This window comes from Lentibacillus sp. Marseille-P4043, from assembly GCF_900258515.1.
Classification (GTDB): Bacteria; Bacillota; Bacilli; order Bacillales; family Amphibacillaceae; genus Lentibacillus_C.
This window is the reverse complement of sequence record NZ_LT984884.1, coordinates 1,494,481-1,518,736: the sequence shown is the minus strand read 5'-3', so window position 1 is coordinate 1,518,736 and position 24,256 is coordinate 1,494,481. Positions and strand designations below refer to the sequence as shown.

Annotated in this window: 19 protein-coding genes; 6 read left to right on the top strand and 13 right to left on the bottom strand. The window is 37.9% G+C overall.

The genetic code is table 11. The features are described from left to right. Window positions 1-35: 35 nt before the first annotated feature. Both C8270_RS07435 and C8270_RS07430 read right to left on the bottom strand, forming a co-directional pair. The gene (locus C8270_RS07435) at window positions 36-752 is read right to left on the bottom strand and encodes a GntR family transcriptional regulator (protein WP_234028509.1); all 717 of its coding nucleotides are present in this window, start codon (window positions 750-752) and stop codon (window positions 36-38) included. A gap of 414 nt (window positions 753-1,166) precedes the next feature. Beyond that, on the bottom strand, window positions 1,167-4,181 hold the full coding sequence (locus C8270_RS07430) for a TIM-barrel domain-containing protein (protein WP_106496225.1): 3,015 nt from the start codon (window positions 4,179-4,181) through the stop codon (window positions 1,167-1,169). A gap of 301 nt (window positions 4,182-4,482) precedes the next feature. On the opposite strand from C8270_RS07430, the gene C8270_RS07425 reads away from it, so the two are divergent. The 5 genes from C8270_RS07425 (at window position 4,483) to C8270_RS07405 (ending at window position 9,453) form a co-directional block, all read left to right on the top strand. Next, on the top strand, window positions 4,483-5,064 hold the full coding sequence (locus C8270_RS07425; RefSeq protein WP_106496224.1) for a DUF6431 domain-containing protein: 582 nt from the start codon (window positions 4,483-4,485) through the stop codon (window positions 5,062-5,064). A gap of 87 nt (window positions 5,065-5,151) precedes the next feature. Next, complete coding sequence (locus tag C8270_RS07420) at window positions 5,152-6,423, top strand: DDE-type integrase/transposase/recombinase (protein ID WP_106496223.1); 1,272 nt, start codon at window positions 5,152-5,154, stop codon at window positions 6,421-6,423. Next, window positions 6,416-7,216, top strand: a complete 801-nt coding sequence (locus tag C8270_RS07415) for an ExeA family protein (RefSeq protein ID WP_106496222.1) — start codon at window positions 6,416-6,418, stop codon at window positions 7,214-7,216. The genes C8270_RS07420 and C8270_RS07415 overlap by 8 nt, the downstream gene beginning before the upstream one ends. Next, window positions 7,216-7,479 (top strand): hypothetical protein, encoded by a 264-nt coding sequence (locus C8270_RS07410; RefSeq protein ID WP_106496221.1) that lies wholly within the window; start codon window positions 7,216-7,218, stop codon window positions 7,477-7,479. Before C8270_RS07415 ends, C8270_RS07410 begins: the two co-directional genes overlap by 1 nt. A gap of 618 nt (window positions 7,480-8,097) precedes the next feature. Further along, entirely contained in the window at window positions 8,098-9,453 is a 1,356-nt protein-coding gene (locus C8270_RS07405; RefSeq protein WP_106496220.1) for an IS1182 family transposase, read from the top strand. Window positions 9,454-9,536: 83 nt separating this feature from the next. Here the strand turns inward: C8270_RS07405 and C8270_RS07400 are convergent, their stop codons facing one another. The 7 genes from C8270_RS07400 to C8270_RS07370 all read right to left on the bottom strand — a co-directional run bounded on the left by C8270_RS07400 (window position 9,537) and on the right by C8270_RS07370 (window position 17,650). After that, window positions 9,537-10,799 (bottom strand): Gfo/Idh/MocA family protein, encoded by a 1,263-nt coding sequence (locus C8270_RS07400; RefSeq protein ID WP_106496219.1) that lies wholly within the window; start codon window positions 10,797-10,799, stop codon window positions 9,537-9,539. A gap of 267 nt (window positions 10,800-11,066) precedes the next feature. Beyond that, window positions 11,067-11,978, bottom strand: a complete 912-nt coding sequence (locus tag C8270_RS07390; RefSeq protein ID WP_106496218.1) for an ROK family protein — start codon at window positions 11,976-11,978, stop codon at window positions 11,067-11,069. 95 nt (window positions 11,979-12,073) lie between these two features. Next, the gene (locus tag C8270_RS20250) at window positions 12,074-12,241 is read right to left on the bottom strand and encodes a DUF6903 family protein (RefSeq protein ID WP_199794656.1); all 168 of its coding nucleotides are present in this window, start codon (window positions 12,239-12,241) and stop codon (window positions 12,074-12,076) included. Further along, window positions 12,231-14,402, bottom strand: a complete 2,172-nt coding sequence (gene gnpA, locus C8270_RS07385; protein WP_106498475.1) for a 1,3-beta-galactosyl-N-acetylhexosamine phosphorylase — start codon at window positions 14,400-14,402, stop codon at window positions 12,231-12,233. The genes C8270_RS20250 and gnpA overlap by 11 nt, the downstream gene beginning before the upstream one ends. Before the next feature lie 9 nt (window positions 14,403-14,411). After that, window positions 14,412-15,293: a carbohydrate ABC transporter permease gene (locus C8270_RS07380; RefSeq protein ID WP_106496217.1), complete on the bottom strand. Its 882-nt coding sequence runs from the start codon at window positions 15,291-15,293 to the stop codon at window positions 14,412-14,414. Window positions 15,294-15,313: 20 nt separating this feature from the next. Then, entirely contained in the window at window positions 15,314-16,129 is an 816-nt protein-coding gene (locus C8270_RS07375; protein WP_442785824.1) for a carbohydrate ABC transporter permease, read from the bottom strand. A gap of 171 nt (window positions 16,130-16,300) precedes the next feature. Further along, window positions 16,301-17,650 (bottom strand): carbohydrate ABC transporter substrate-binding protein, encoded by a 1,350-nt coding sequence (locus C8270_RS07370; RefSeq protein WP_106496215.1) that lies wholly within the window; start codon window positions 17,648-17,650, stop codon window positions 16,301-16,303. A gap of 168 nt (window positions 17,651-17,818) precedes the next feature. On the opposite strand from C8270_RS07370, the gene C8270_RS07365 reads away from it, so the two are divergent. Beyond that, the gene (locus tag C8270_RS07365; protein WP_106496214.1) at window positions 17,819-18,664 is read left to right on the top strand and encodes an AraC family transcriptional regulator; all 846 of its coding nucleotides are present in this window, start codon (window positions 17,819-17,821) and stop codon (window positions 18,662-18,664) included. Window positions 18,665-18,927: 263 nt separating this feature from the next. On the opposite strand, the gene mmsB is transcribed toward C8270_RS07365, so the two are convergent. The 4 genes from mmsB to C8270_RS07345 all read right to left on the bottom strand — a co-directional run bounded on the left by mmsB (window position 18,928) and on the right by C8270_RS07345 (window position 24,182). After that, window positions 18,928-20,088 carry a multiple monosaccharide ABC transporter permease gene (gene mmsB, locus C8270_RS07360; protein WP_106496213.1) on the bottom strand — a complete coding sequence of 387 codons (1,161 nt, stop codon included), beginning with the start codon at window positions 20,086-20,088 and terminating at the stop codon, window positions 18,928-18,930. Between the two features lie 9 nt (window positions 20,089-20,097). Next, window positions 20,098-21,624, bottom strand: a complete 1,527-nt coding sequence (mmsA, locus tag C8270_RS07355) for a multiple monosaccharide ABC transporter ATP-binding protein (RefSeq protein WP_106496212.1) — start codon at window positions 21,622-21,624, stop codon at window positions 20,098-20,100. Between the two features lie 82 nt (window positions 21,625-21,706). Continuing rightward, window positions 21,707-22,786 carry a multiple monosaccharide ABC transporter substrate-binding protein gene (chvE, locus tag C8270_RS07350; RefSeq protein ID WP_106496211.1) on the bottom strand — a complete coding sequence of 360 codons (1,080 nt, stop codon included), beginning with the start codon at window positions 22,784-22,786 and terminating at the stop codon, window positions 21,707-21,709. Window positions 22,787-23,051: 265 nt separating this feature from the next. Next, window positions 23,052-24,182, bottom strand: coding sequence for a GntR family transcriptional regulator (locus C8270_RS07345; RefSeq protein WP_106496210.1), 1,131 nt, complete (start codon window positions 24,180-24,182; stop codon window positions 23,052-23,054). Between the last annotated feature and the right edge of the window lie 74 nt (window positions 24,183-24,256).

The window sequence follows — 24,256 nt, the reverse complement described above, 5'->3', positions numbered from 1 at the left end:
TCTATTAAGTAGATAATCGAAACTTAATAGAGTTCTTACGTCAATTCAACCGTATAATCAAATTTATCTCCACGGGCTACACTAATAGTATATTCGATTAATTCATCATTATGATAAGCAAATCGTTTGATTAGCATCGCGGGTTGATCTGTTAGGATACACAATTGTTCTGCTTCCTTCTCACGAGCGCTTGTTGCAGAAAAGCGCTCCACTGCTTTTGTCACACCAACTTGATAATCGTCATAAAAAATATCATACATTGGTCGCTTTCTAAAATCAGCTTCCGTTAAATTCGGGAACGTTTTCTTCGGCAAATAGGATGTTTCATACATCAACGGCTCACCATCTGCAAGACGCAACCGGACAACTTGGAAAACTTCATCCAAAGGGTAAAGACCCATCTTGTTCGCCAATCGCGCATCCACCACAATCTCTTGGAAAGAAAGTACTTGGGTCGTCGGTTCCTTACCCATTTGCTTCATTTCCTCAGTAAAACTATATAGCTTCACCAAATTTTGATTGTACGACTTTGAAGCAACAAATGTACCTTTCCCATGCAGTTTAAAGATGTATCCTTCCCGTTCTAATTCCTGCAATGTCTGTCTCACCGTAATTCGGCTTAAATCATATATTTCGCACAATTCACGCTCAGAAGGTAGTTTTTCATGCTCAGCATAATCCTGAGCTTCGATTTTTTTAATTATCTCTTCCATTAGTTGTAAATATAGTGGTACTTTACTTTTCTTATCCAATTGATGTATTGCCGCCTCCCTAACTGTTCATCATATTGGTTATAACCAGTTAATTTTAGTATAAAACATATTTATAAAAATGTAAAGGCTTTCTGTTTTGAGTCAGGTACCGGGCCTAATAAATAGATGCTTGATTAATGTTAGTCGATTTGTGAATCCATCAAAACAATGTGTTTCACAACAATTCATACCAGATAAAAAGTGCGAGTTCATTAAGATCTGACACTTTTCCTAATATACACCTAAAGATACCTCTGTAGTAATTAAACTTGCCGCAGAGGTATCTAAAACTTATAAACCTAGCTCAACTTACTGCTGTCAAATGTACCTCTAATAAATGGAAAGCATCTTCAGAATGCACTTCATCCTGATAATCTACAAGCATATTCAGCATTAAAGAAATACTTACATCTTTTATTTTGCCGCAAAAACGTTTAATTCTGCAACTGAAGCGAATCCACCAACACCTTCAATTGCTTCTAATTTAATATGTGATGCCTCCATTGGATCAAAGGTAATACTTTTTTCGGCTTTATCGTTCTTCCACTTTCCGTTTGATATCTCCGTGAAATTTTCCCCATCTGTGCTTGCATACAACTTGTAATCCGTAATAATCCCATTTGCACCAGATTGTCTAGGTAAATACGTGACTTCACCAATCTCATGCACGTCTCCCAGGTCTAGTGTAATAGATTGAGGCAAGGTATCATCCCCGGACCAGTCGGTATGCCACATTGTGCTTTCCTTTCCATCAATTGCATGTTCAGCTGGATCAGAACCCGATTGTTCACTCGTCGCTGTTGCTGTCATTTCCGATTGATTTATTTTATAAGGATCCATTACAAAAATATCCGCATACGCATTAACAGAATAATCACTTCCCGTTTGCATAAAAGTTACTTGTGCTGATATGTCGTAATTAGCCTCTTCGATATCCTCAGGAGGTGTGATAGAGAACACGCTGGTTATCTCTTCCCCCTTATCCACCTTATCAAATGTAGCCTCTGTAGCTTCATCGACTTCCCATCCTTCAGGTAGCTTTAGTGAAAGCTCCAAATCTTTCATTTTCTTGGTCGATCCATTTGAAAAGCTAGCTGCCACATTTATGGAATCTCCCGCCTCTGTTTTATCCGGTACATCTAATTGGAATAACGCAGCTGGTTCACCCTCAGCGTCTCCAACACTACTTGATCCATAAACCGTCATGGTGAAGGACTCACTCATTTTCATTGGTTTGGTCTTTACGTGAACAATGCCGCCAAGGTCATCATCGTCATAATACCAACCCTCGCTTGCCTCTGAAAAATCATCTTTTGATTCATATTGCGTTAATTTCCTACCTTTTCCTATCCCAACGTTTGCAGGTTTTTTACCTGTATGGATTGTAAACTCATACGGCCTAATCTCTGGTTTCCCATCATATTCACCATCACTCGAACCAACTGTGATTTCAATATTGCCTTTACCCTTCTTCGGGGCATTAGTTGTGATTTTTTGTTTAGCAAAAGCTCCATCCTGGTACTCCCGAGTGGCACCATCATCCTCATATAACGTGAAACTGTTTTTTCCTTCCGGGTAAATATCAAATATCATTGGATGATCATTTGTTAATTCTTTATGGGAATTATTTTCAGGCCACATTGGAATGATCGCACTAGCTTTCACAAATAGTGGTAGTTTCTCTAATGGTGCATCATAATCGTTTACGATACGTGGCCCATGAAAAACCTCGCCACTCCAATAATCGATCCACTTCCCTTTAGGCAGATAAATGCCATCCCGTTTGTCCGTGTCTTCATATACCGGTGCAACAAGAATAGATTCTCCAAACAGGTATTGATATTGTGTCGTTTTATCCCATGTTACTGGATCATCGGGATATTCCAATACCATTGACCTTGCCAAAGGGACACCACTCTGATGTGCTTCAGCAGCATACGTATAAATATACGGTAAGAGCTGCTGCCTCAGCTTTAAGTACTTTCGGTTTATGGATGTGTATGGTTCACCATAACGCCAAGGCTGTTTATCTGTTTGTGCCCAACCCGACATACTCATTAGTACCGGATTAAAAGCCTTCCATTGCAAATCTCTTACATATGTCTCAGCACTTCCACCAAAGATTCCATCAATGTCACCAGTTGTGTATGCTTGCCCCGACAAGCCCGAACCTGCAATTGTCGGGATGTGAAAGCGAATGTTTTCCCAAGAACCAGTTTGATCACCGGTCCACTGGACAGCATAACGTTGGGCTCCAGACCAGCCTTCTACCATCCAAACAAAGCCGCGCGCATCACTATTCTGCTCAATTCCTTCATATGCTTCCTTAGCAGCATCCAATGCGAACTGATAACCAGATCCAACCCAAGCTACGTCCAGTTTTCGTACACGTACGCCCGCTTTATTCACTTCAAATTCCTGATTCGGCAATCCATCTTCTGTCCATAATCCGAGTTCTAGATTACGATCTCTCAATTCGTTACCTACCTCTTCAAGGTTCTCATAGCCACAACCATACCCATCGTTTACAAGCATCCATCCAGCAGGCATATCATTTTCTTTATAGCCATTAGCAACTTCTAGTGCATCCAAAGTCGTCTGGCCTTCGTCATTGTAACAATCAGCATCACCGGGCTCGAGGCCATATAATGGTGGCATAAGTGGCCGGCCGGTAAGCTCCGTGTATCCATTCAGTATTTCTTTCAACTCAGGACCATAAAAATAAAAGGAATCAAATCTATTTTCTTTATGTGTTGTTACTACTGGGTGTTTAAACGAATAAGACCCGGGGGCAAAGGTATTGCGGAAAACACCGTACCCGTTTGTACTCATGTAAAAAGGAGCAGCATTTGGATGCCCGCCATCATCCCAATTATAGGATGTTGAAATTTCAATTGTTTTATCCCGGTGTGTAAATCGGCCATTTTGCATTCCACCGCCAAAGAATTGCTCTTTTTCACCGCGGCTTAGGGTTTGCTTTGTTTCTTCCTCGTTCCACGATAATCCTTTCGTCTCTTCCCATACCAATGTTTTATTGTCAGACTCATACAGTGCAAATCGAAGTGGTTTCTTATAAATCCGTAATGTTAAATCCTTCGTATCAACTCGGTAATAATCACCTTCATCTTGCCAGTCCGTTGTTATTTCCGGAAAGTCCTTTTTGACAATAATCTCATCCCCAGCAGGGTCCGTGAATTTTCCATCTTGAGCAAGCCAGATCCGAAACATATCGTCCTTATAGAATTTCACACGAACTTTTGCATCACCAGCAGATAATGTATACGTGTTATCATCGTCAGAGAAGTTCGTAAGATTCCCAATTACTGTTTCATCCTTCTTTTCCGCTTTTGCGACGGTACCTGATGTAATAATAGTAAGTGCAAACATAATAACAGCACTGTAGACCAGGACTTTTAAGTTTTTCTTCATATTATTTAACACGTCCCTTGTTTTTTAATTTTCTTTTTCCCTTTTCACCATCCATTTGCATTAGAATAATCAGTATTCATTCACCTTGCGAAGATGCCCCCCTTCTAATAAACAATGTGGTTATAACCAGTTGCACAAAGTATAAGTTATTTACAGAAAATTTAAAAGGGTATTTTTGTAAAGCATCACTTTATTCCCTCCAAAATAGGCCCATTTTATTCAAATTCCTCCAGTGTAATCTCTGTACTCTTCTGAAATAATATGCTAAATTTTTTGCATATTACGAAGGGAGAGTTTTTTTATGCTTTATATTCACGATTTTGAAATTGAGCTTGAGGAGTATGCATTAAAAGGAAAGATGAATGAATTCCCGGTATTTGATTATTGTCCTAGTTGTAACAGTTTCGTTCAGGGGAATCTACATAGAAATGGTTATTACTGGAGGTATGGGATTAATGAAAATGATGAGGCATTTCACATTCCAATTTGTCGATTGAGATGTCTGGCTTGTAAAGCTAATATTTCCATCCTGCCAAGCTTCCTTATACCTTATTTCCAGCATACCTTATATACGATTGTTGATCGGGTACGTCAATTCCTTGAAGGGAAAAAAGTGAGTGGATGTCGCCAGCAATTGGGGCATTACGTTAAACGTTTTTGTGAGAGAATCCACTGGATACATAGTTTTTTTGTGGACTCAGGGCATCAGCTTGGGTTATCTAAAGATATAAAAAAAGAGGCCCAAAAATATATGAAAATGATCCTCGATATTGGCATATCCCCCTTCTTTCGAAGGAGCTGGGGTCACTTATCATCATATTTTATGGGCAAATTAATTCTACCATATTTGAAGCACGAAAAAAATTATAACCGTCCCACATAAATTTTGCCTATGAATCTTTTGACGAAAAAAGTAGAATAAAAACAATGGATAACCGGTTGTCCTTCTATCAAAAGGAGGAAAAATTCAATGAACGAAAAAACACGGGAAGAAATTGCTTTATTTCGCTATGGACTAATTGCCCCACTGTTGAACGGGCAGTTGGAGCCAAAGGAATATTTTCAACAAATGGAGGGGAAAGTTCATTCCGTTCCATACTACGGGGAACGGAAGGTTGCGGCTAAAACGATGCAAGAATGGCTACTTCATTATAAACGGAATGGTTTTGATGCATTAAAGCCAAAGGCTCGCTCTGATAGAGGTAATTCAAGGAGACTATCTCCAGATGATAAGGATCATATTCTGGAAATAAGAAAAGAATCCCTTCACATGCCAGTCAGTGTGTTCTATGAACAGCTTATCCAGCGTGGAGAGATTACAAAAAATCAGGTATCTTATGCCACTATAAATCGTTTATTAGCAAAACATAAACTAGCTGGTCGGAATCATATAAGTTTTCATCCAGAAAAAGAACGGAAGCGCTTTTCTTATGACAAGATCAATGTATTGTGGCAGGCTGATCTGTCACATGGCCCCTATATACCGATTGATGGAAAGATGAAGAAAACATTTCTTATCGCCTATATTGACGATTGTTCAAGGATTGTTCCTTATGCGCAATTCTTCACTTCTGAGAAGTTTGACGGGTTACGAGAAGTGACAAGGGAAGCGTTAATACGACGCGGAAAGCCAACTATTATTTACGCAGATAATGGAAAAATTTATCGGTCAGAAACGCTGCAGTATGCATGTGCTCAATTAGGTATTACGTTAGCCCACACGCAACCGTACGACCCTAAAGCGAAAGGTAAAATTGAAAGGCTGTTTAAAACAATACAAACGCGGTTTTATCCGTTATTAAAATCAAATCCTGTTCACTCTTTAGAGGAATTGAACGAAAGGTTTTGGGAATGGTTGGAGGTGGATTACCACCGTAAAAAGCATGCATCGCTTGATGGCAAAACTCCACACCAACTATTCCAATCCCAATTGGATAATATCACGTTTATAGAGGATTTGTCCATTTTGGACACTATCTTCTTAAAGCGCGCAGTGCGTAAAGTGAAGCTGGATGGAACAATTACGTTAGAAAAAAGGTTATACGAAGTTCCTTCTCAATACATCGGGCAGAAAATTGAGGTTCGAATGGATGAACAGGCTGTATATGTTTTTGAAGATGGCAACAAGATAGCTGAAGCTATCCCAGTTACCATGCATGATAACGCTCATGTCAAACGTGGACAATCACCATTCGCCATTTCTGATACATCCCATCAGGAGGAGGAATTAGATCATGTATAAACCTTTTTATTCATTAGCAAAGGAGCCATTTTCTAAGGATATGCGACCAACAGACGCATTCCTATCAAAAAGTTATCAAGAAGCATTAAACGGCCTTAAATATTTACAGAAATCCAAGGGAATTGGTTTGGTTATTGGTGATCCCGGTGCCGGTAAGACATTTACCTTGCGGTCATTTAAGGATTCCCTTAATCCCGCACTGTATCATGTGGTCTATTTTCCCTTATCCACAGGAGGCGTGATGGATTTTTACCGAGGGTTGGCTTATGGTTTAGGAGAAGAACCAAAGTTTCGCAAGGTAGATTTATTCCGCCAGATTCAACAAGGGATTGAAAGAATGGATCAGGAGCGAAAGGTCACACCGGTTTTTATTTTGGATGAAATGCATATGGCAAAGGATGCCTTTTTACAAGATTTAGCGATTCTATTCAATTTCCATATGGATTCATCGAATCCATTTATCCTTATATTAGCTGGGCTGCCACATTTGAAAACAAGGTTGAATCTTAATCATCATCGACCGTTGACTCAGCGAATCGTCATGCGGTATCAATTACAGCCATTAAGTAAAGATGATGTTCACGCCTATGTAGATCATCATTTAAAACTAGCTGGGGCTAAGATGCCAATATTCACAGCACCCGCCCTTGAAGCCATTGCCTTGCGATCGCAGGGCTGGCCACGTGTTATCAATACATTAACAATAAACTCTCTACTGTATGGAGCGCAGCTAAAGAAAGAGCAAATTGATGAGGAAATCGTCCAATTGGCTGTCGAGGAAAGTGGTTTATAATGCATACGGGGATCATGGCTTTTGATGAAAGTGAACGGGGTTGGAAAATATGGATTGGCAAAGATGCATTCGGAACAGCTACGGGAATGAGCTTCGAAATTTGCATTCAACATCGCTTTTATAAAGCAATTTTCGAAGAAGACTATTATGATTGGTTTGTGACAATTGAAGACGATGTTAATTTCTCACTTCGCTTAGTAGAAATCTACAAGGTGCAAATACTTGAGAAAGAATTGATTCCGATAATCGATCTCCCTTTTTAGGGGGATCTTTTTATAAAGGTTCGTCTGAAATAATTTGCCTAGTTATTTTCAAATCTGAAATAAAGTGAATAAAGTTGCACATTGTACCAGATCTTAGACTGGATTAATTTGATATTTGGTGTCTGGGATAATGTGATGCTTTACAGTATTTTTGTTCAAAATTAGTCACTACTATTTTACTACTAATACCTATATGATTATAAATACTTGACAATTGCTCCATCTATTTGGGCACCTATCAGAACAAATTAGAACAAAATCTCCTTTCCCTACACGTAATACAGTTTTTAGGGGAAAGTGGAACAAGCCTTTCAAATACCAAATAAAAAAAGCGCCGGACCACTCAAGATCTGACACTCTTAAGAAATTGTTACCATAAAGTCACCCTTTTTCTTACTGAAGGTACTACCCAAATGTAAAGTTCTTGTATTTGGGTAGTATTTTATTTCACCATTATTTTGAATACTGATGGATATTTTATTATCTATTATCTGAATGAATTTCATAATTCAAAGCCCTTGCACGGCAAAGGGTTTGAAACGTAAAAAGGAAGTACCTCCCCAAGTCTTGTATAATGGTAGTTGTAAAACATCCAAAAAGACTGGAGGAATACTCCCTATGACCATTATACGACAATATAGCTTATTTAGCATTCAAGAATTATACGACATGGAACCTACCCAAAAATATGAAGCAAATATTTCGGCTATCGATTTGGATACGATTTTTCATAAAATAACCAAGAAATCACGACTTGGTGCACCAGAAGAACTGAATTATGCGGCCATGATTATCTCTTTTTTTGTAAGATATGTTGAACGGATCCCAACAATTAAAGATCTTATTAAACGTCTCAACGACGATATTGCTTTTAAGTTGAACTGCGGGTTTCTAGTTTCAGACAGCATACCTTCAGAAGCTACCTATTCCCGACTTGTAACAAAATTAGAGGCGTATAACATCCTTGAGAAAGAACGAGAAAAGGTTGTCCTTCAAGCTATCATAGAGGGGTTTATCATGGATGATACTGCAGCCACTGATGCAACCCATTTTGAAGCACGTGATCAAGCACCACCAAAAGAAGAAAAGCCAAAATCTGAACCAAAAAAGCAAGGGCGAAAATCCAAAGAAGAGCGTGAACAATGGCTCAAAGAACAAGCTGAAAAGGAAGCCAATTTTCCCCTTTATGAAAGGAAAATTGAAGCTCAGTTGGACGCGTCTTTAGATGAACTGCGTGCTGAAGTTCCTCAAGACCCAAAATGGGGTGTAAAGAAGAACTCAGAAGGAAAAAATGTCTTTTGGTTTGGTTACAAAGGTCATTTGGCCGTTGGTACATCAAGCCAATATATTCTACAAGCTCTTTTTTCGTCAGGCAATCTAAATGACGGAAAGGCAGCAATCCCATTACTTAAGGGAATTGCGGAACGTTTACCCCTTCCATCTTTGCGCTACCAAACTATGGATGCTGGTTATGATTATGACCCAATATACGAACAAGTGCATCGAATGGGACAACAATCCGTGATTGCATACAATAAACGAAATGAAGGGGAGCCAATTGGTTTTGATAAACACTTTGCCCCGACTTGTTTTAGGGAGCATTCCTATCGTTACGATAGTTTTGACGCTAAATACGAAACTTTGAAATACACAAGACCTAAAGAATGTAGTGACTGTCCTTTCGCTAACGAAGATATCTGCCAAAAGGTATATAAAGTAAAAATAACTCAAGACCTCCGGAGATACACAGCGTCGGCTCGTGGGTCTAAGGCTTGGAAAACGATCTTTAAACGCCGAACTGCAGTTGAACGAGTTAATGCATATCTCAAGGAATTCTTTCAGCTTAACAATGTCCGTTATCGTACTGATAAACGCGCTAAAATTCATTTTGACATGGTGACACTTATTTATAATGCTTCAAAACTAGCAGCAGATCGCATTAATGCGCAATTAAACCAGCAACAAGCTGCGTAGGCTATTTTAAAAAAACATGATTTTTTAAATTCTGCAGGTCTTTGTATTTTTAAAAAGATTAATTATGAAATTCATTCAACTAATTACTTTTCTATAAAACTATTATAATAATCATCCAATTCAATTGAACTTCCACTGTTTAACCTAGATTTCTCTGCCGCAAAGGCCATTAAATGGCTTCTTAATGAACCAGCAGCAGAAGAAACACTTTCCGTTTCACCTACTTTATCGATTTCCCGTAAAAAGGTCCGAACAATGCCATTATCACCACCACCATGTCCGCTTACAGGATTATCAAACTTAATGATCGTTTCATGCTTCGTGAGGAAATCGTAAATTGAAATACTGTTTTCTTCCATATTGCCACGTATTTCTCCCTTTGTACCCATTATTTGCACGATACGTGTCTGTTCGCGGGTAAAACCACACATACTAAAGATGGCGGTTGCACCATCTTCAAACTCCATGTTTACAACCTGGTGATCCACCACATTATTGTCCGATTGATAGACACATCTTCCGTATGGGGTTTCATGCAGGGCTTTAATAATCCCCTCGCGAGTAGTGTCCTCAGTAAATTTCCTTGCCCATCCTCTCCCTTCACCAAGGTAATATCTACCTGCATGAAATGGACATTCAAGTTCAGCAGGACATCCATCCAGACAGCGCCCCGGCGCATCTTTTGGAGCATTTTCTTCTTTGAAATGCATTAGCGACCCATACGAACTAATCCGTTCACATTTTTTATCCAAAATATAACTGATAATATCCATATCGTGACAAGATTTCTGTAAGATCATTGGGCTGGACTTTTCTTTATTGTTCCAATTTCCTCGTACAAAACTATGAGACATATGCATAACTTCTACATTTTCATTTAATTGTAAAGATGCCACCTTACCAATTTTCCCATCAGATATTACTTTTTTTATAGTTGACCAAAATTCTGTATAACGTAATACATGGCAAATCGTCAACTGACGGTTGTATTTCTTAGCTACTCGTGCCATCTCAATACATTCTTTAGGATCGGGGGACATAGGCTTTTCTAGTAGTACATGGTAACCTAATTCTAGTGCTTTTATCGTTGGCTGAAAATGAAATCTATCAAGTGTACATATAATTGCGATGTCAGCTATTTTTCCACGATCCATCATATCTTGCCAAGAAGAAAAACAGTTTTTCGCAGGCAAGCCATGTGTATCTTTAAATTTGATTCTTCTCTCCTTATTTGGCTCAGCTACAGCCACAATTTTTAATTCATTCGGATATTCTAAAGCATAAGGAGCGTAGGCTCTTGCCCCACGATCCCCGGCACCAATTACGATGGCTGTCTTTGGTTGCATCATTATCTCTCCTTATTTTTTAATTTACCTTCCTCCAAAATAGACATTCATTTATTTAAATATATGCAGCAGTACTTACCGGACTTAATGGGTTATGAGGAACCATTTGAACACCACGCGCCTCCGCTATTGCTGCTATTTTTTTATCCCTGTAATTCCTCCACACAAGCATACATGGTAGCTTCACAATTTATGTCTTCCCATTCTATACCATACAATCAAGTGGACATACTGGAGACTCAGAAATACTGTCCAATCATTGGCAAATTAGCTAGCGTCAACGTCAAACACTCTCAATCCCGCACCAATAATCCCCTGCTCATTACCTAACTGACTTATTTCCATTCCATCTAAAATATGCCTTTGTTCATCGATTAAGTAACGTTCTAATTTTTCTTTTACTACAGTCAGCAAATAAGGATTATGTGTTGCTACACTCCCTCCAAAAACAATCTTATGCGGATCCAATAAGCTATTGATCATGTACACACCATGCGTAAGCGACGAGGCCATTTCATCAATTAATTGCTTTGCCTTGGAATCTCCACTGTAAAATGCAGAAAAAATTTCCTTTGTTGTCAGGGTACCATCTTCATACATTTCTCTCGCACGTGCCTGTACAGCCGGACCAGAGGCAGTCAATTCAAGCCGCTCCATATGTCTTTCTTTGTTCTGTACATGGACTGGAACCAAACCTATTTCACCAGCAAAACCAGCTCCCCAAATAAATTCTCCTCCTTGAATAATGGAACAGGAAATTCCTGTACTAATGGTTATGTAGACGAATAAATCTGTTGTTTTCAAATTCGCCTCCTTCCACTCTGCAAAGGCTGCCATATAGACATCATTATCAATGACAACTCGGTCAATTTTTAACGCTTCCTGTATTCTTTTAACAAATGGAAAATTACCCCAGGGCAAATTATTTTGAAATACAGCAACGCCATTTTTTTGATCAACTTTGCCTGGAATTCCTGCTCCGATGCCAAAAATTTCATCAGCTGGAATGCTGGAATGGTTCAAAAGCTCTTTCACACATGTTTTGACTCGTGAAAACATGCTCTCTTTGTCAGAAGGATCGCTTTTTACTACTTCCTTTTGAATCAAGTTTCCTTTTTCATTCACGATTCCAGATGCAATTTTCGTTCCACCGATATCGATACCGATTGCGTACCTCATCTAAAATCCCTCACCTTCATTTAATTATCTAATAAAAGCAAGAGCAAGGGCAAAACCGACTATGCGTAAATAGTTTTTGCCCTTACTCCTTTATATCAAATAAACTTCCGATTATAGTTCCAAAGCAAAAACAGCAGTCCGGCAAGGCCAATTAATTGGGTCAGCAATTCCACCTTACCCACTGTCCTTTGTCCATTAACGATCAAAAACATGCAAAAGAGAAAGAAGATGATTTTCAATATACGAATAATATTATCCTTCATCTAAAAATTCCTCCCATACGATTTCACTTGGTTCCAATGTGACAACACGTTTCTTACCAGTACCATCATAGACATTCGTAACTTGTTTTTCTGTTGAATTATTAACGACCGCGTATTTTTTAATTTCAGGGTATGCATGCACCTCGCAATGTACATTGGAAGCATGCCAAATTTTAAATTGGTCTTCCTTATGTGCTGCGTAATACAATGCCCGTATCAGCAACCGTGTATTCATATGACTAAAAGGAAGACCAGCGATATATACGCCGCGGCCTTTCCCAAATGGGGAACTAGAAAGATGGATCCCCCCGTCGGAGTACTCAATAATTTCTGTTTCTTTATTTAATGCATAGATGTTTTTAATGCTTTCGCCAAAATCGTAACCATCGCTATCTTCTGAAATAAAATGTGAATCGACAGCTTCCGCAAAATACTTGTTTGTCGATAAACTGAATCCTAATTCTTTATCAACACCCAATACATTAGCCAATTGAAAATAACGGCCTTCATGATGGCAAGCAGTAGGTTCCCCAATACCAATAAAACCACCGCCATTGTAAATCCACTCTCTTATTTTTGCGGTCAATGCCGCTTCAAGCCATCTTTCTCCTCCAGAAAAGGCAGTTCCTACATCCCCTGTATTAATGATGACATCCACATCTTTAGGAACACCATTTTCGATCACATCATCAAAGCTGATAAAAATTACATCTGCTGCAGAACCGCTAAGTGCCTCCAAAACACCATGATAAGAATACGTTTGTTTGTACCATTTACCATGTGCTACGGTATGTGATTGCCACGTTCTGAGTTTTCCCCATGCATTTAAAATGGCAACTTTTATTCCGGCATATGGTTTCACATTCTTAATTTTGCTATAAATATCACGGAATTCATCCGTGATATGTTCAACATAGCGAACAAAGTCTGGGAATTCATAGGCCAAACTTAAGTATCCACCATAGCCAATCCGATCTAGGGGCTTACGCATTAGTGCTCTTCTAGCAGATAGCCAGTTTTCATTTGCTTCCATAACTGGATTGTTCCCTTCATAAAACGTATCAGGAAAGAAATAAGGTAGGAATCTCCCCTCGGTATACGTCACGTTCGGAATATCCGCAATCATTCGCAAAGTTGTTCCATCACCAACACTTCCAACAACAGCATCGATTCCCGTTACCCCAAAATATTTTCCATAAGGCTCTGTTCCAATCCAGTTATCTCCCAAGAACATCATGGCTTCCTTGCCACCTTCGTGAACCATTTCCACCAAGTCTTTCACTTCCCGGGCAACAAATTGCTGAATGAAGTCTATATAATCCAAATAGGCCTTTGTCGGAACTCGGAATGTTGTATTGTAGTAGCCTTGATCGACTATATCTTCCGGCCTTAAACGGTAACCATTTTCTTTTTCAAATGCTTCCAATGCAGCAACAGAACAACTTGCTCCATACCCAAACCAATCGACAAATTTTTCTTTTCCTAAGTTGTTAAATACCAATGTAAAATGGTAAAAAAAGGTGGTGAATCTAACAACATCAGTGTCCGGATTTTCCTTCAACCACTTTCTCAAATAATCCCTGATAAAGTGATTTGAATGCGGTTGGCGGACATCAAATGGAATCTCATGAGGCTTTTCTCCCCAGTCATTGGTTATATGATTATACATTTGCGTCGGATCCCATTTCATATAGGCTAAGAAAGAAACGGTGTATTCATGCCAAGGCACCGCATTTCCAATCAGTAATCGATTCTCATCTTTCTTGACTTCCCAATTATCCGTATGAACCACTTCTCCAGTTGTCCGGTTGATAACCTCCCACCATACGTTAGGATCATGGATATAATCAGGCTCTATCTGCTCGGAAAAATAACCATTCATAAATGCTACTTCCAGTTCTGTATCTGTCGCTGTATGATACTGTGACATCAAATACAGCTGCTGTACTTCTTCTGGATGCTGTTTCGCAAATTCATTGTGACTGCGCGCTACAAAATATGTTGTATAAATTTTTGCATCCAATTGTTTTATTTCATTATCGAGTTTCGTTCCATCGCTGTCACGAAGCGCATCAGCTCCCCAGCGTTCCATCAGTTCTTTTGTTTCCTTTAAAAAGTTTTGCTGGCTTGGTAGCGTAACTCTCCCTTTTGACTTCTTCATTTTCTGCACCTATCCTTTCACTCCTCCAACAGTCATACCTTGCGTCAACCGTTTTTGCACGATAATATATAAAATTAATGTAGGCAGCATGACGATTACCATCCCCGCATACAATGGTCCGTAGTTTACTGCAGAACGTTCAGCGGCCATCAAGTTTAACAATCCAACCGGCAATGTTTGATTTTCCCCAGGCATCAATGTAAGGGCCAAAATATATTCATTCCAGAATAACAGGAAGTTAAACAGAATAACGATCACAATACTCGGGGTCGCCATGGGAAGCATGACAGTGAACATCGTCCGGTAATATCCTGCACCATCAATACTCGCTGCTTCTTCAAAATCTGATGGCAGAGTCTCGAAATAGCTTGATAAGAGAAAGATCGTAAACGGTAGTGCTGTAGCAGCATAAATAAGGGCAAGCATAAATCGATTGTTTAAAAAGAAGCCATCCCCCAATATACCTTTTATAACCGTATCCCAATCCAATAACATGAGGAAAATTGGTACCGCAATGTAGCTGACATTGATAAACAAACCTGCTTTCACAAAGGAATTAAGAAAAGCACTTCCCTTAAATTTAAATCTGGATAAAACATACGCTGCAGGCAGGGCTACAATCAGCAAAATTAGTAAAGCAAGTGCGGTAACAACTACAGAATTAAGCAAGTATTCCCCCATTTTTGCTTCTTGAAATGCTTCTATGAAATTTTCAAAATGAAAGCCGTTCGGAAATGTCCAGGGACTTTCATAGAATTCAGCGTTTTCCTTGATGGAAGCCATAAATACCCATGCCACAGGTACAATAATCGAAATAGCCAGTGCAATTAAAGCAACGTAAATAAATAATTTAACAAGTGTATCCGTGCTGAGACCTTTTGAATTTTCCATAAAATGGTAAACCCCCCTCCCTAATACTCCAGTACATCACGTTTTGTAATGCGACTAACAATGGCAGCAAGGGCAAATGAGAAAAGAAAGACAACGACACCGATTGCCATGCCATAGCCATATGTTGAATTTCCGTAAGCTTGATCGTACATATAGGACAGGAAGACCTCTGTTGACCCGTCAGGACCTCCGCCTGTCATCGCTTTTACTAGCAAAAAGCTCAAATTAATAGTACTGATAATAAAGAACGTTAATGTGGTCCGGATATTATTCCATATCAAAGGCAATGTAATGCTAGTAAATTGTTTGAATTTACTTGCCCCCTCCAGTGAAGCCGCTTCATAGTAGCTTGCTGGAATACTAGCCATGCTGGACATATACATCACCATGTAATAACCAATTGCCTGCCAGATCAAAGCAGCCCCAACACTATAGATAACGATATCTTGGTTACCTAACCACATCTGCTCCAAACTTTCTAAACTGAACACACCAAGAATACTATTCAACAATCCGCTTGCTGGGTCGTAAATAGCCGAAAATATACCTGCAATTACTACAATTGATAGAATGTTAGGGATATAGAAAACAACCCGAAAAAAGTTTCCTCCACTTACATTCTCTTTTGTTAAAATGGCCGCAAAAAAGAGTGCTAGAACAATAGTCACAAGGGCTACAATTACAATTAGTAAAATGGAATTTTGAAAGGAACGAATAAAGTCCATATCATTCCATAAAATCTTGAAATTATCGAACCCTACAAACTGCTGATTATTTGAAAACCCGCCCCATTGATAGAGCGACATGCGAAAAACCTCAATTGTCGGTAATGCCATGAAGAGTATCAGCAAAATTAATGCAGGAGTAATACATACGCCAATGAATAGATTTCTTGACTTCTTTTTACTCAAAATTTTCACCCCATTTTGACGGAATAAAACGGTGAGGCATGTGCTCACCGCTTTATTATTTAATCTCTATCGCTATTGATAAATACTAGAAGTGGCTTAATTCATAGCTGGTCTTAATTTGTCACTTGCTTTTTCAACGTTTGCTTGCCAATCTTTATAGGAAATATCACCGCTCATCACACTGTCGATAGACCCGTACAATGTATCTCCTATACTGACTCCAGGTACAGGTTTAGTTGAAGCAAACGTACCCATTGCCGGCAGTGCTCCTCCTTCTTCATAGATACTGTAGAGGGTTTGTTTTTGGCCTTCTAACTTTTCTGTCATACCATTGATTGGCTGTACTGCGCCAGCATCCAGGAATGTTGAAGCTGCTTCATCTGAATACATATAGGAAATAAACGCTTTGGCAGCATCTTTATTTTCAGCTGCAGATGGAATCCACATTTGTTCAAAGAAGGTAAATGCATAACGATCTCCACCATCTTCAAAAGCAGGAATTGGCATCATTCCCCATTCAAAGTTATCTGCTCTAGGGGCATCCTTCATTTCATCGACTACCCAATTACCATTTGGCATGAACAGCGCTTTATTGTCTAAAATCAATTGCTGGTTTTTGGTAAAGTCATTTGGATTCGCATTAGAAACCGTATTTTGTTGTGTATAGTCAGCCAACTTTTCGACTGTTTCAAACACCTGTGTTGCTTCTTCAGATTCCCAGACACCATCTTCATAGGTCATTGCTGAATTAAAAAATTCGGGACCACCAGACGCATACAACATAGATCCAATTAATGTATCAAAGTATCCGGTTGTCGGATAAGTAAAGAGTGAAATCCCCTCTTCGGCAACTTTATCGCCCAATTCCCACATCTCATCCCACGTTTCCGGAACTTCCCAACCCTTCTCTTCAAATAATCCAGCATTGTAGAATAACCCAGTTGGACTATAAAACATAGGAGCCAGGTACGTTTCACCATCAGCGTATGGATTGGTAGCAAGTGTATCAGTAAATCCTTCCAGCAATTTGTCACCTACTGTTACGTCTTCACCAGACACATCCATCCCTAAGACATCCGTAATATTTTCCAAACCATCTTCCTTAATTAACGTTTCTGTCAATGCTTCAGGCCTGCCAGTTGCCAGTAAAACAACATCAGGATACTCACCTGCCTGCATATTCGGACGGATTACTTCTTCAAGGTTCTTTTTTAAAGTCAAATCAATTTTGACATTTTCATTAACTGCTTCATAAGATTCAGCGATCTTGTTCCACATATCCGCTCCATATGCAGATTCTAAAGCAGCTACATGTAAGGTTGTTTCTTCCCCTTCTGCTCCTTTAGCCGATTTCTTGGATTCGGATTCACCATCACCCGAACACGCAGCTAAACCAAATGTTAACAAAACGATTGATATAACAAATAAAAGACTCTTAATCTTCATAAATGAGTACCCCCTATTTTTAATTAACTATACTTTAATCGTATAGTTAATGAAGCGCTTACACAATAAATATATTGTTCAGATTTTTAGTAATATTGCTTTTTATGCCATTTTACAATAAAATATTTGATAATAGAAGGTCTCCCTAAAAAAGGATGGAGGGAAAATATGTCTTATGAAGTCTATAAAATGAAGGATTTTTCCACTGAAAAAATGTCTTTGAAACTCTTGTATATCACCCGTTCAGAATATGACAAAGGATGGCATAGCACACAACATACTCATCACTTCACAGAACTTTTCTATATTGTAAAGGGAAAAGGATCTTTCATCTTGCCAAATCATGAAATTCCTGTTAGGGAAAATGACTTAGTAATTATTAATCCGAACGTCGAACATACAGAAAGATCTAATCTAAAGGATTCACTCGAATACATTGCATTAGGAATTGAAGGACTGTCTTTCTCGCTTCCTGAAGAAAAAAGTTCACAAATGGGGTTATATACGTATCAAGGTGATCGTGTGGATATTCTTTTCTACCTTAACAGATTATTAGATGAAGTACAGGATAATAATGAGGATTATGAAGTCGTTTGCCAAAATATAATTGAAATACTTATTGTCAAACTAAGGCGCGGGAAAAAATTCACCATTGAAAAAACCCAATCAAAGAATATCAATAAAGCTAGTGCTTTCATCAAATATTACATCAATCAAAATTATCGTGATACTATTACACTCAATACGTTAGCTAATGTGGGACATATTAATAAATATTACTTAGCACACACATTTAAAAAGGATATCGGGATTTCTCCTATCGAATATTTAAATCAGATCCGAATTAGAGAGGCACAAATTCTCCTGGAAACAACCAATTACAATATTGCAGACATAGCCGAATTCACCGGTTTTTCCTCTCAGTCCTTTTTTGCGCAAGCATTTAAACGAGCAACTAGTCAAACTCCATCAAGATATCGGAAAGAGGCTAGGAAAAAATTAGGTGCTTTATAGTTATTATTTTGAACTGAGAGTGGCTTAGAGGCGAATTATGTAACATACGAGAAAGAAGAACTTCCGTAGATGATTTCCTGATTGATCCAATCACATTAAGGATTCCGCTTATACGCCGGTTTATTCCACTTCAGCAATTCTAAAGCAGTACAGCTTAGTTATTGTAACCTGTTTCGAAAATGAACAAACGTACTACTAAACAGTTCATAAGGAAAGCTAACTTATAAATAAATCAGCTTTCCTTACAATTATAAATACAACTCCTATTTATTCTTATTCAACACATCAAACGCAACAGCGCCTAACAATACAATACCTTTAATAGCCTGTTGCCAATCAATCCCGATACCCATTAGGGACATTCCATTATTTAATATCCCCATAACTAGTGCACCAATTACCGCTCCAAATACTGTTCCCACACCGCCTGTCAATGATGCACCACCAATAACTGCTGCGGCAATAGCATCTAGTTCAAATAGATTACCAGCTTGAGGTGTTGCTGCGTTTAACCGACCGGCAAAAATAAGACCAGCTAATGCTGCCATGATTCCCATATTAACGAAAACCCAGAACTTCATTTTTTTCGTCTTAACACCTGATAACTGAGCTGCATTTTCATTTCCACCGACAGCATATATATGTCGACCTACAACTGTTTTATTCATCAAAAATGTATATCCAATAATTAGGACAAATAATATAATCAATACATATGGTATACCTTCATACAATGCTAGCACATATGTAAATACATTAATAACAACCACTAAAGCAATTAACTTCGCGATGAATAAAGGAAGAGAATTTGTGTTAAAATTGTATTTCATATCTGTTTTTCTTATTTTTAACTCATTAAGTATAAATAGAATTGATAATACGATCCCAACCACTACTGTAAATAATTGAAGTTCTCCTCCACCCCCGAAAATATCTGGTAGGAAGGAAGAGCTTAAACTTCTAAAACCATCTGGAAATGGTGCAAGTGTTTGGCCCTGTAAAACTACTAACGTTAACCCTCTGAATATTAACATTCCAGCTAAGGTCACAATAAATGCAGGAATCTTAACATACGCTATCCAAAATCCTTGCCATGCACCAATAATCGCCCCAAGAATTAAGCTTAACAATAACGCAACAATTACAGGCATATCATGAGTTACGAGCATCACACCTGCAACCGCTCCTACAAACGCCGCAACTGAACCAACTGATAAATCAATCTCACCTGTAATAATGATCAACATCATACCAATTGCCAGTACAATCATATAACTATTTTGCATAACAATATTCGTTACATTTAATGGAGTCAATAAAATTCCATCCGTTAAAATTTGAAATAATATCGATATGCCAACTAATGCAATAACCATTCCGAATCGTCTTAAATTATTGTTTATTAAATTCTTAAATCCATCCATTACTTCTCATTACCTCCCACTTTGCGTCATGTATGTCATCAGAATTTCTTGGTTTGCTTCACTTCCATCAATCTCACCCGTGATTCTTCCTTCGCTTAAAGTATAAATGCGATCACACATACCTATTAATTCAGGTAGTTCAGATGAAATCATAATAATACTCTTTCCCTGCTCAGCAAGTTCATTAATAACTTTATATATTTCAAATTTAGCTCCAACATCTATTCCCCTTGTTGGTTCATCCAGGATTAAAATTTCTGGATCCGTAAATATCCATTTTCCTAACACTACCTTCTGCTGGTTTCCCCCACTAAGGTTTACCACTTTCTGTTGAATACTAGGAGCTTTAATATTAATTTTCGATTTTAGTGTCTCTGCTTCTACAATTTCTTTACTTCCATCAACAACATTGTTTTTTGATAATTTATTTAAGTTTGCTAGTGATAGATTATTTTTAATACTATCAATTAATATGAGTCCATATTCTTTTCGATTTTCAGAAACATACGCCACACCATGCTTAATCGCTTGATCAACATTATTAAACGATAGTTCCCGTCCATCTTTAATGAGCTGTCCTGATATTTTTTTACCATAGGATTTCCCGAAAACACTCATAGCAAGTTCTGTTCTTCCTGCTCCCATTAGCCCAGCAATACCAACAATCTCTCCGCGTTTAACTTTCACATTAACATCATGCAATATTTTTCTTTCTGAATCTTGTGGATGATAAACAGACCAATCTTTAATTTCAAAAACAATTTCATCCTTAATGTTATGTTGCCGTTCCGGAAATAAATTTGTGAGGTCACGACCAACCATGTCTTTTATCACTTTATTTTCGGTAACATCATTAATAGAATATGTCTCAATTGTTTGGCCATCGCGTAAAACCGTTATACTATCAGATACCTTAAAAAGCTCTTTTAATTTATGAGAAATGAGAATGGATGTCATCCCTTGCTTTTTAAATTCTAGTAATAGATTTAAAAGGTTTTCGCTATCCTCTTCATTCAAAGCTGCTGTAGGTTCATCAAGAATTAATAATTTCACCTTCTTAGATAGCGCTTTTGCAATTTCCACTAATTGCTGTTGCCCCACTCCAATATTTTTAATTTGTTCTTCAGGGTCTACATTTAGTCCAACTTTCTTGAGCAATTGTCTTGTTTCGATAATCGTTTCATTCCAGTTAATGACGCCCTTTCTCGCTTGCTCATTTCCTAAAAATATATTTTCTGCAATTGATAGGTCAGGAATTAATGCAAGTTCCTGATGCACAATAACAATTCCAAGCCCTTCACTTTCGTTAATATTTTTAAACTTACATGTGCTGTCTTTAAAAATAATATCCCCAGAATATGTCCCGTATGGATGAACTCCACTTAATACTTTCATTAAAGTAGACTTACCAGCACCGTTCTCACCAATCAGAGCATGTATTTCGCCTTCTTGAACTTTAAGATTTACATTGTCTAAAGCTTTTACACCTGGAAATGTCTTCGTTATTTGTTTCATTTCCAAAATTGTCTCAGCCATTGTGATCACACCTTTAAAATGAAAATAAGTAGGATGATTTAGCAAAATAAATGATGCTAAATCATCCTGAAGCTTTTTAATGTTACTTTAATTGGTCCTCTGTATAATATCCTGACTCTATAAGCAATTCTTCATAATTATCGATATCGACTGAAACAGGTTCTAATAAGTATGAAGGAACAACTTTCGTACCATTATCGTATGTTTCCGTATCATTCACTTCAGGTTCTTCTCCATTTAACACAGAGTCCGCCATATTAACTGCACTTTTAGCTAGCTCTCTTGTATCTTTAAAGATTGTTTGTGTTTGTTCCCCAGCAATAATGGATTTAATTGATGATAATTCCGCATCTTGTCCAGTTACAATTGGCATTGGATTGTCGTCTGTCCCATATCCTACTGCTTTTAGTGAAGAGATTACTCCGCGACTTATACCGTCAAATGGTGAATAAACAACATCTATTTTTTCACTAGAATAATGAGCGCTTAACAAATTATCCATGCGTTCTTGTGCCTTTGCGCCATCCCAACGTAATGTTGCACCTTGATCAAAACTAGTTTGACCGCTTTGAACAACTAATTTCCCTTCATCAATATATGGTTGAAGGACTGACATTGCGCCATCCCAATAGAAATATGCATTGTTATCATCTGGAGATCCAGCAAACAGTTCAATATTAAATGGCCCTTCTCCATCTGCTAGTCCTAACTTTTCTTCAATGTATTCACCTTGTAGCTCTCCAACTTTGAAGTTATCAAAAGTTGCATAATAGCTTACATGGTCACTGTTCATAATCAGACGATCATATGCTATTACAGGAATATCCTGATTCTTTGCTTGTTCTAAAACATCTGTAAGCGCCTCACCATCAATTGAAGCGATTACAAGAATGTCAACACCTTTTGTGATCATGTTTTCAATTTGTGATACTTGATTTTCCACAACGTCCTCTGCATATTGCAAATCAGTCTCATACCCTAAATCCTCAAATTGACTTACCATGTTTTCTCCATCTTTGACCCATCTTTCAGAAGACTTTGTGGGCATGGCAATTCCGACAGTTTTATCGCCATCTCCACCATCACCACTCGCATCATTGCTGCATCCAACCATAGCAATGGCAAGAACCAGAATAGATAAGATCCAACTAAATTTCTTCATTCTTTTACCCCCTGTTTTTGTTAATCTACTATACAGAGTTTATTAGATAGCGCTTTCATTAGGTGCAAAAAATATATGCCCTTTTGAATAACCCTGTATAATAAAGATTAGTGATACAAAAATTGTTCGTACAATACATCGATCATATACGTCCATCTTGTACGTACATTTATTATAAGACAAAGGGGCGTATTATGCAATAAATATTTTGAAAAATTTTTTTATTAGAAAATAAAACCACCTTATAAAATAAGATGGTAGATTGTTAAGATGTCATTTTAGACTTATTTAAATCTTTTGTAGATGTTCTAATTATAATTTCAGGGGGATATACAATTGAATTAGCATTATAAACGTCTTTATTTTTATTATCCTTTTTCAACTTTATAAGATCTATAATCATATTCGCAGCAGCTTCCCCTAACTCACTTTTCGGATGTGCAATAGACGTTAGTTTCACTTCTGATATTTCCGCCAATGGAGAATCATCATAGCCTACGATAGACAAATCGTCTGGTACCTGTATATTCATCGTCCGCAATACATCGAGGAACTTCATTGCAAGTTCATCATTATAGCAAACTAACCCCGTATTACAATTATTCTTTGAAGCTAGAATTTTTTTCAGCTCATCAACAGGTTTCGTATCCTTTTCTTCCGTCGTATACGTGATAATATTACTCGGATTTATTGGTATCTTATTTTGCCTATGAGCTTTTAAAAACCCCTTCATACGCTTGGTTCCTTGGGTATCATCCGTTTTAAAACAACCTATTATATTCTGATGGCCACGTTTTATCAAATGCTCCGTTTGCAAAAAGCCACCCTTTTCGTCATCCATCACAATATTAATTGGTTCTAACTCATCATAATAGGCATTAATCATGATATAGGGTATGGAAAGGCGTTCTAGATTTAAATAATAATTAATGTTAGGATTCGAATACGCACTTTTTGTGGGTTCAACAATGATGCCGTCAAATTTCTGTGTTAGAATCTTTTCTAAAATACGCTGTTCATTCTCTTGGTTATTATTTGTGCTAAAAATGCTTACCTGATATCCTTCATCACTTAACCTTGCTTCAGCACCACGTATAATGGATGGAAATATATAATCGGAAATATAGGTAGTAATGATAGCAATATTCTTTTGGCTACCTTGTTCTTGATTATTGCTCATTGCGCTTCTATCTGCACAAAAGGTTCCTGAGCCCTGTTCCCGATAAAGCCAACCGGTTGTTACCAAATCACCGATTGCTTGTCGCACCGTGTGACGACTGACACTAAATTCCTTCATTAATTCACTTTCTGAACTGATCTTCTGATTAGGTATATAGGTTCCGTTTATGATCTTTGATTTTATTGCCTTTTTGACCATATTATATTTTGTCAAAATAAAAACACATCCCTACTCGTACGTTTAGGCATTTATCTTTAAAATGTGTACAAAAAAGCCAACAAATAGAAAGT

Excerpts from the sequence above, each read along its gene's own strand:
- C8270_RS07430 (WP_106496225.1), bottom strand. The coding sequence starts at position 4,181 with ATGAAGAAAAACTTAAAAGTCCTGGTCTACAGTGCTGTTATTATGTTT.
- C8270_RS07425 (WP_106496224.1), top strand. The coding sequence starts at position 4,483 with ATGCTTTATATTCACGATTTTGAAATTGAGCTTGAGGAGTATGCATTA.
- C8270_RS07420 (WP_106496223.1), top strand. The coding sequence starts at position 5,152 with ATGAACGAAAAAACACGGGAAGAAATTGCTTTATTTCGCTATGGACTA.
- C8270_RS07415 (WP_106496222.1), top strand. The coding sequence starts at position 6,416 with ATGTATAAACCTTTTTATTCATTAGCAAAGGAGCCATTTTCTAAGGAT.
- C8270_RS07410 (WP_106496221.1), top strand. The coding sequence starts at position 7,216 with ATGCATACGGGGATCATGGCTTTTGATGAAAGTGAACGGGGTTGGAAA.
- C8270_RS07405 (WP_106496220.1), top strand. The coding sequence starts at position 8,098 with ATGACCATTATACGACAATATAGCTTATTTAGCATTCAAGAATTATAC.
- C8270_RS07400 (WP_106496219.1), bottom strand. The coding sequence starts at position 10,799 with ATGCAACCAAAGACAGCCATCGTAATTGGTGCCGGGGATCGTGGGGCA.
- C8270_RS07390 (WP_106496218.1), bottom strand. The coding sequence starts at position 11,978 with ATGAGGTACGCAATCGGTATCGATATCGGTGGAACGAAAATTGCATCT.
- C8270_RS20250 (WP_199794656.1), bottom strand. The coding sequence starts at position 12,241 with ATGAAGGATAATATTATTCGTATATTGAAAATCATCTTCTTTCTCTTT.
- gnpA (WP_106498475.1), bottom strand. The coding sequence starts at position 14,402 with ATGAAGAAGTCAAAAGGGAGAGTTACGCTACCAAGCCAGCAAAACTTT.
- C8270_RS07380 (WP_106496217.1), bottom strand. The coding sequence starts at position 15,293 with ATGGAAAATTCAAAAGGTCTCAGCACGGATACACTTGTTAAATTATTT.
- C8270_RS07375 (WP_442785824.1), bottom strand. The coding sequence starts at position 16,129 with ATGGCATTACCGACAATTGAGGTTTTTCGCATGTCGCTCTATCAATGG.
- C8270_RS07370 (WP_106496215.1), bottom strand. The coding sequence starts at position 17,650 with ATGAAGATTAAGAGTCTTTTATTTGTTATATCAATCGTTTTGTTAACA.
- C8270_RS07365 (WP_106496214.1), top strand. The coding sequence starts at position 17,819 with ATGTCTTATGAAGTCTATAAAATGAAGGATTTTTCCACTGAAAAAATG.
- mmsB (WP_106496213.1), bottom strand. The coding sequence starts at position 20,088 with ATGGATGGATTTAAGAATTTAATAAACAATAATTTAAGACGATTCGGA.
- mmsA (WP_106496212.1), bottom strand. The coding sequence starts at position 21,624 with ATGGCTGAGACAATTTTGGAAATGAAACAAATAACGAAGACATTTCCA.
- chvE (WP_106496211.1), bottom strand. The coding sequence starts at position 22,786 with ATGAAGAAATTTAGTTGGATCTTATCTATTCTGGTTCTTGCCATTGCT.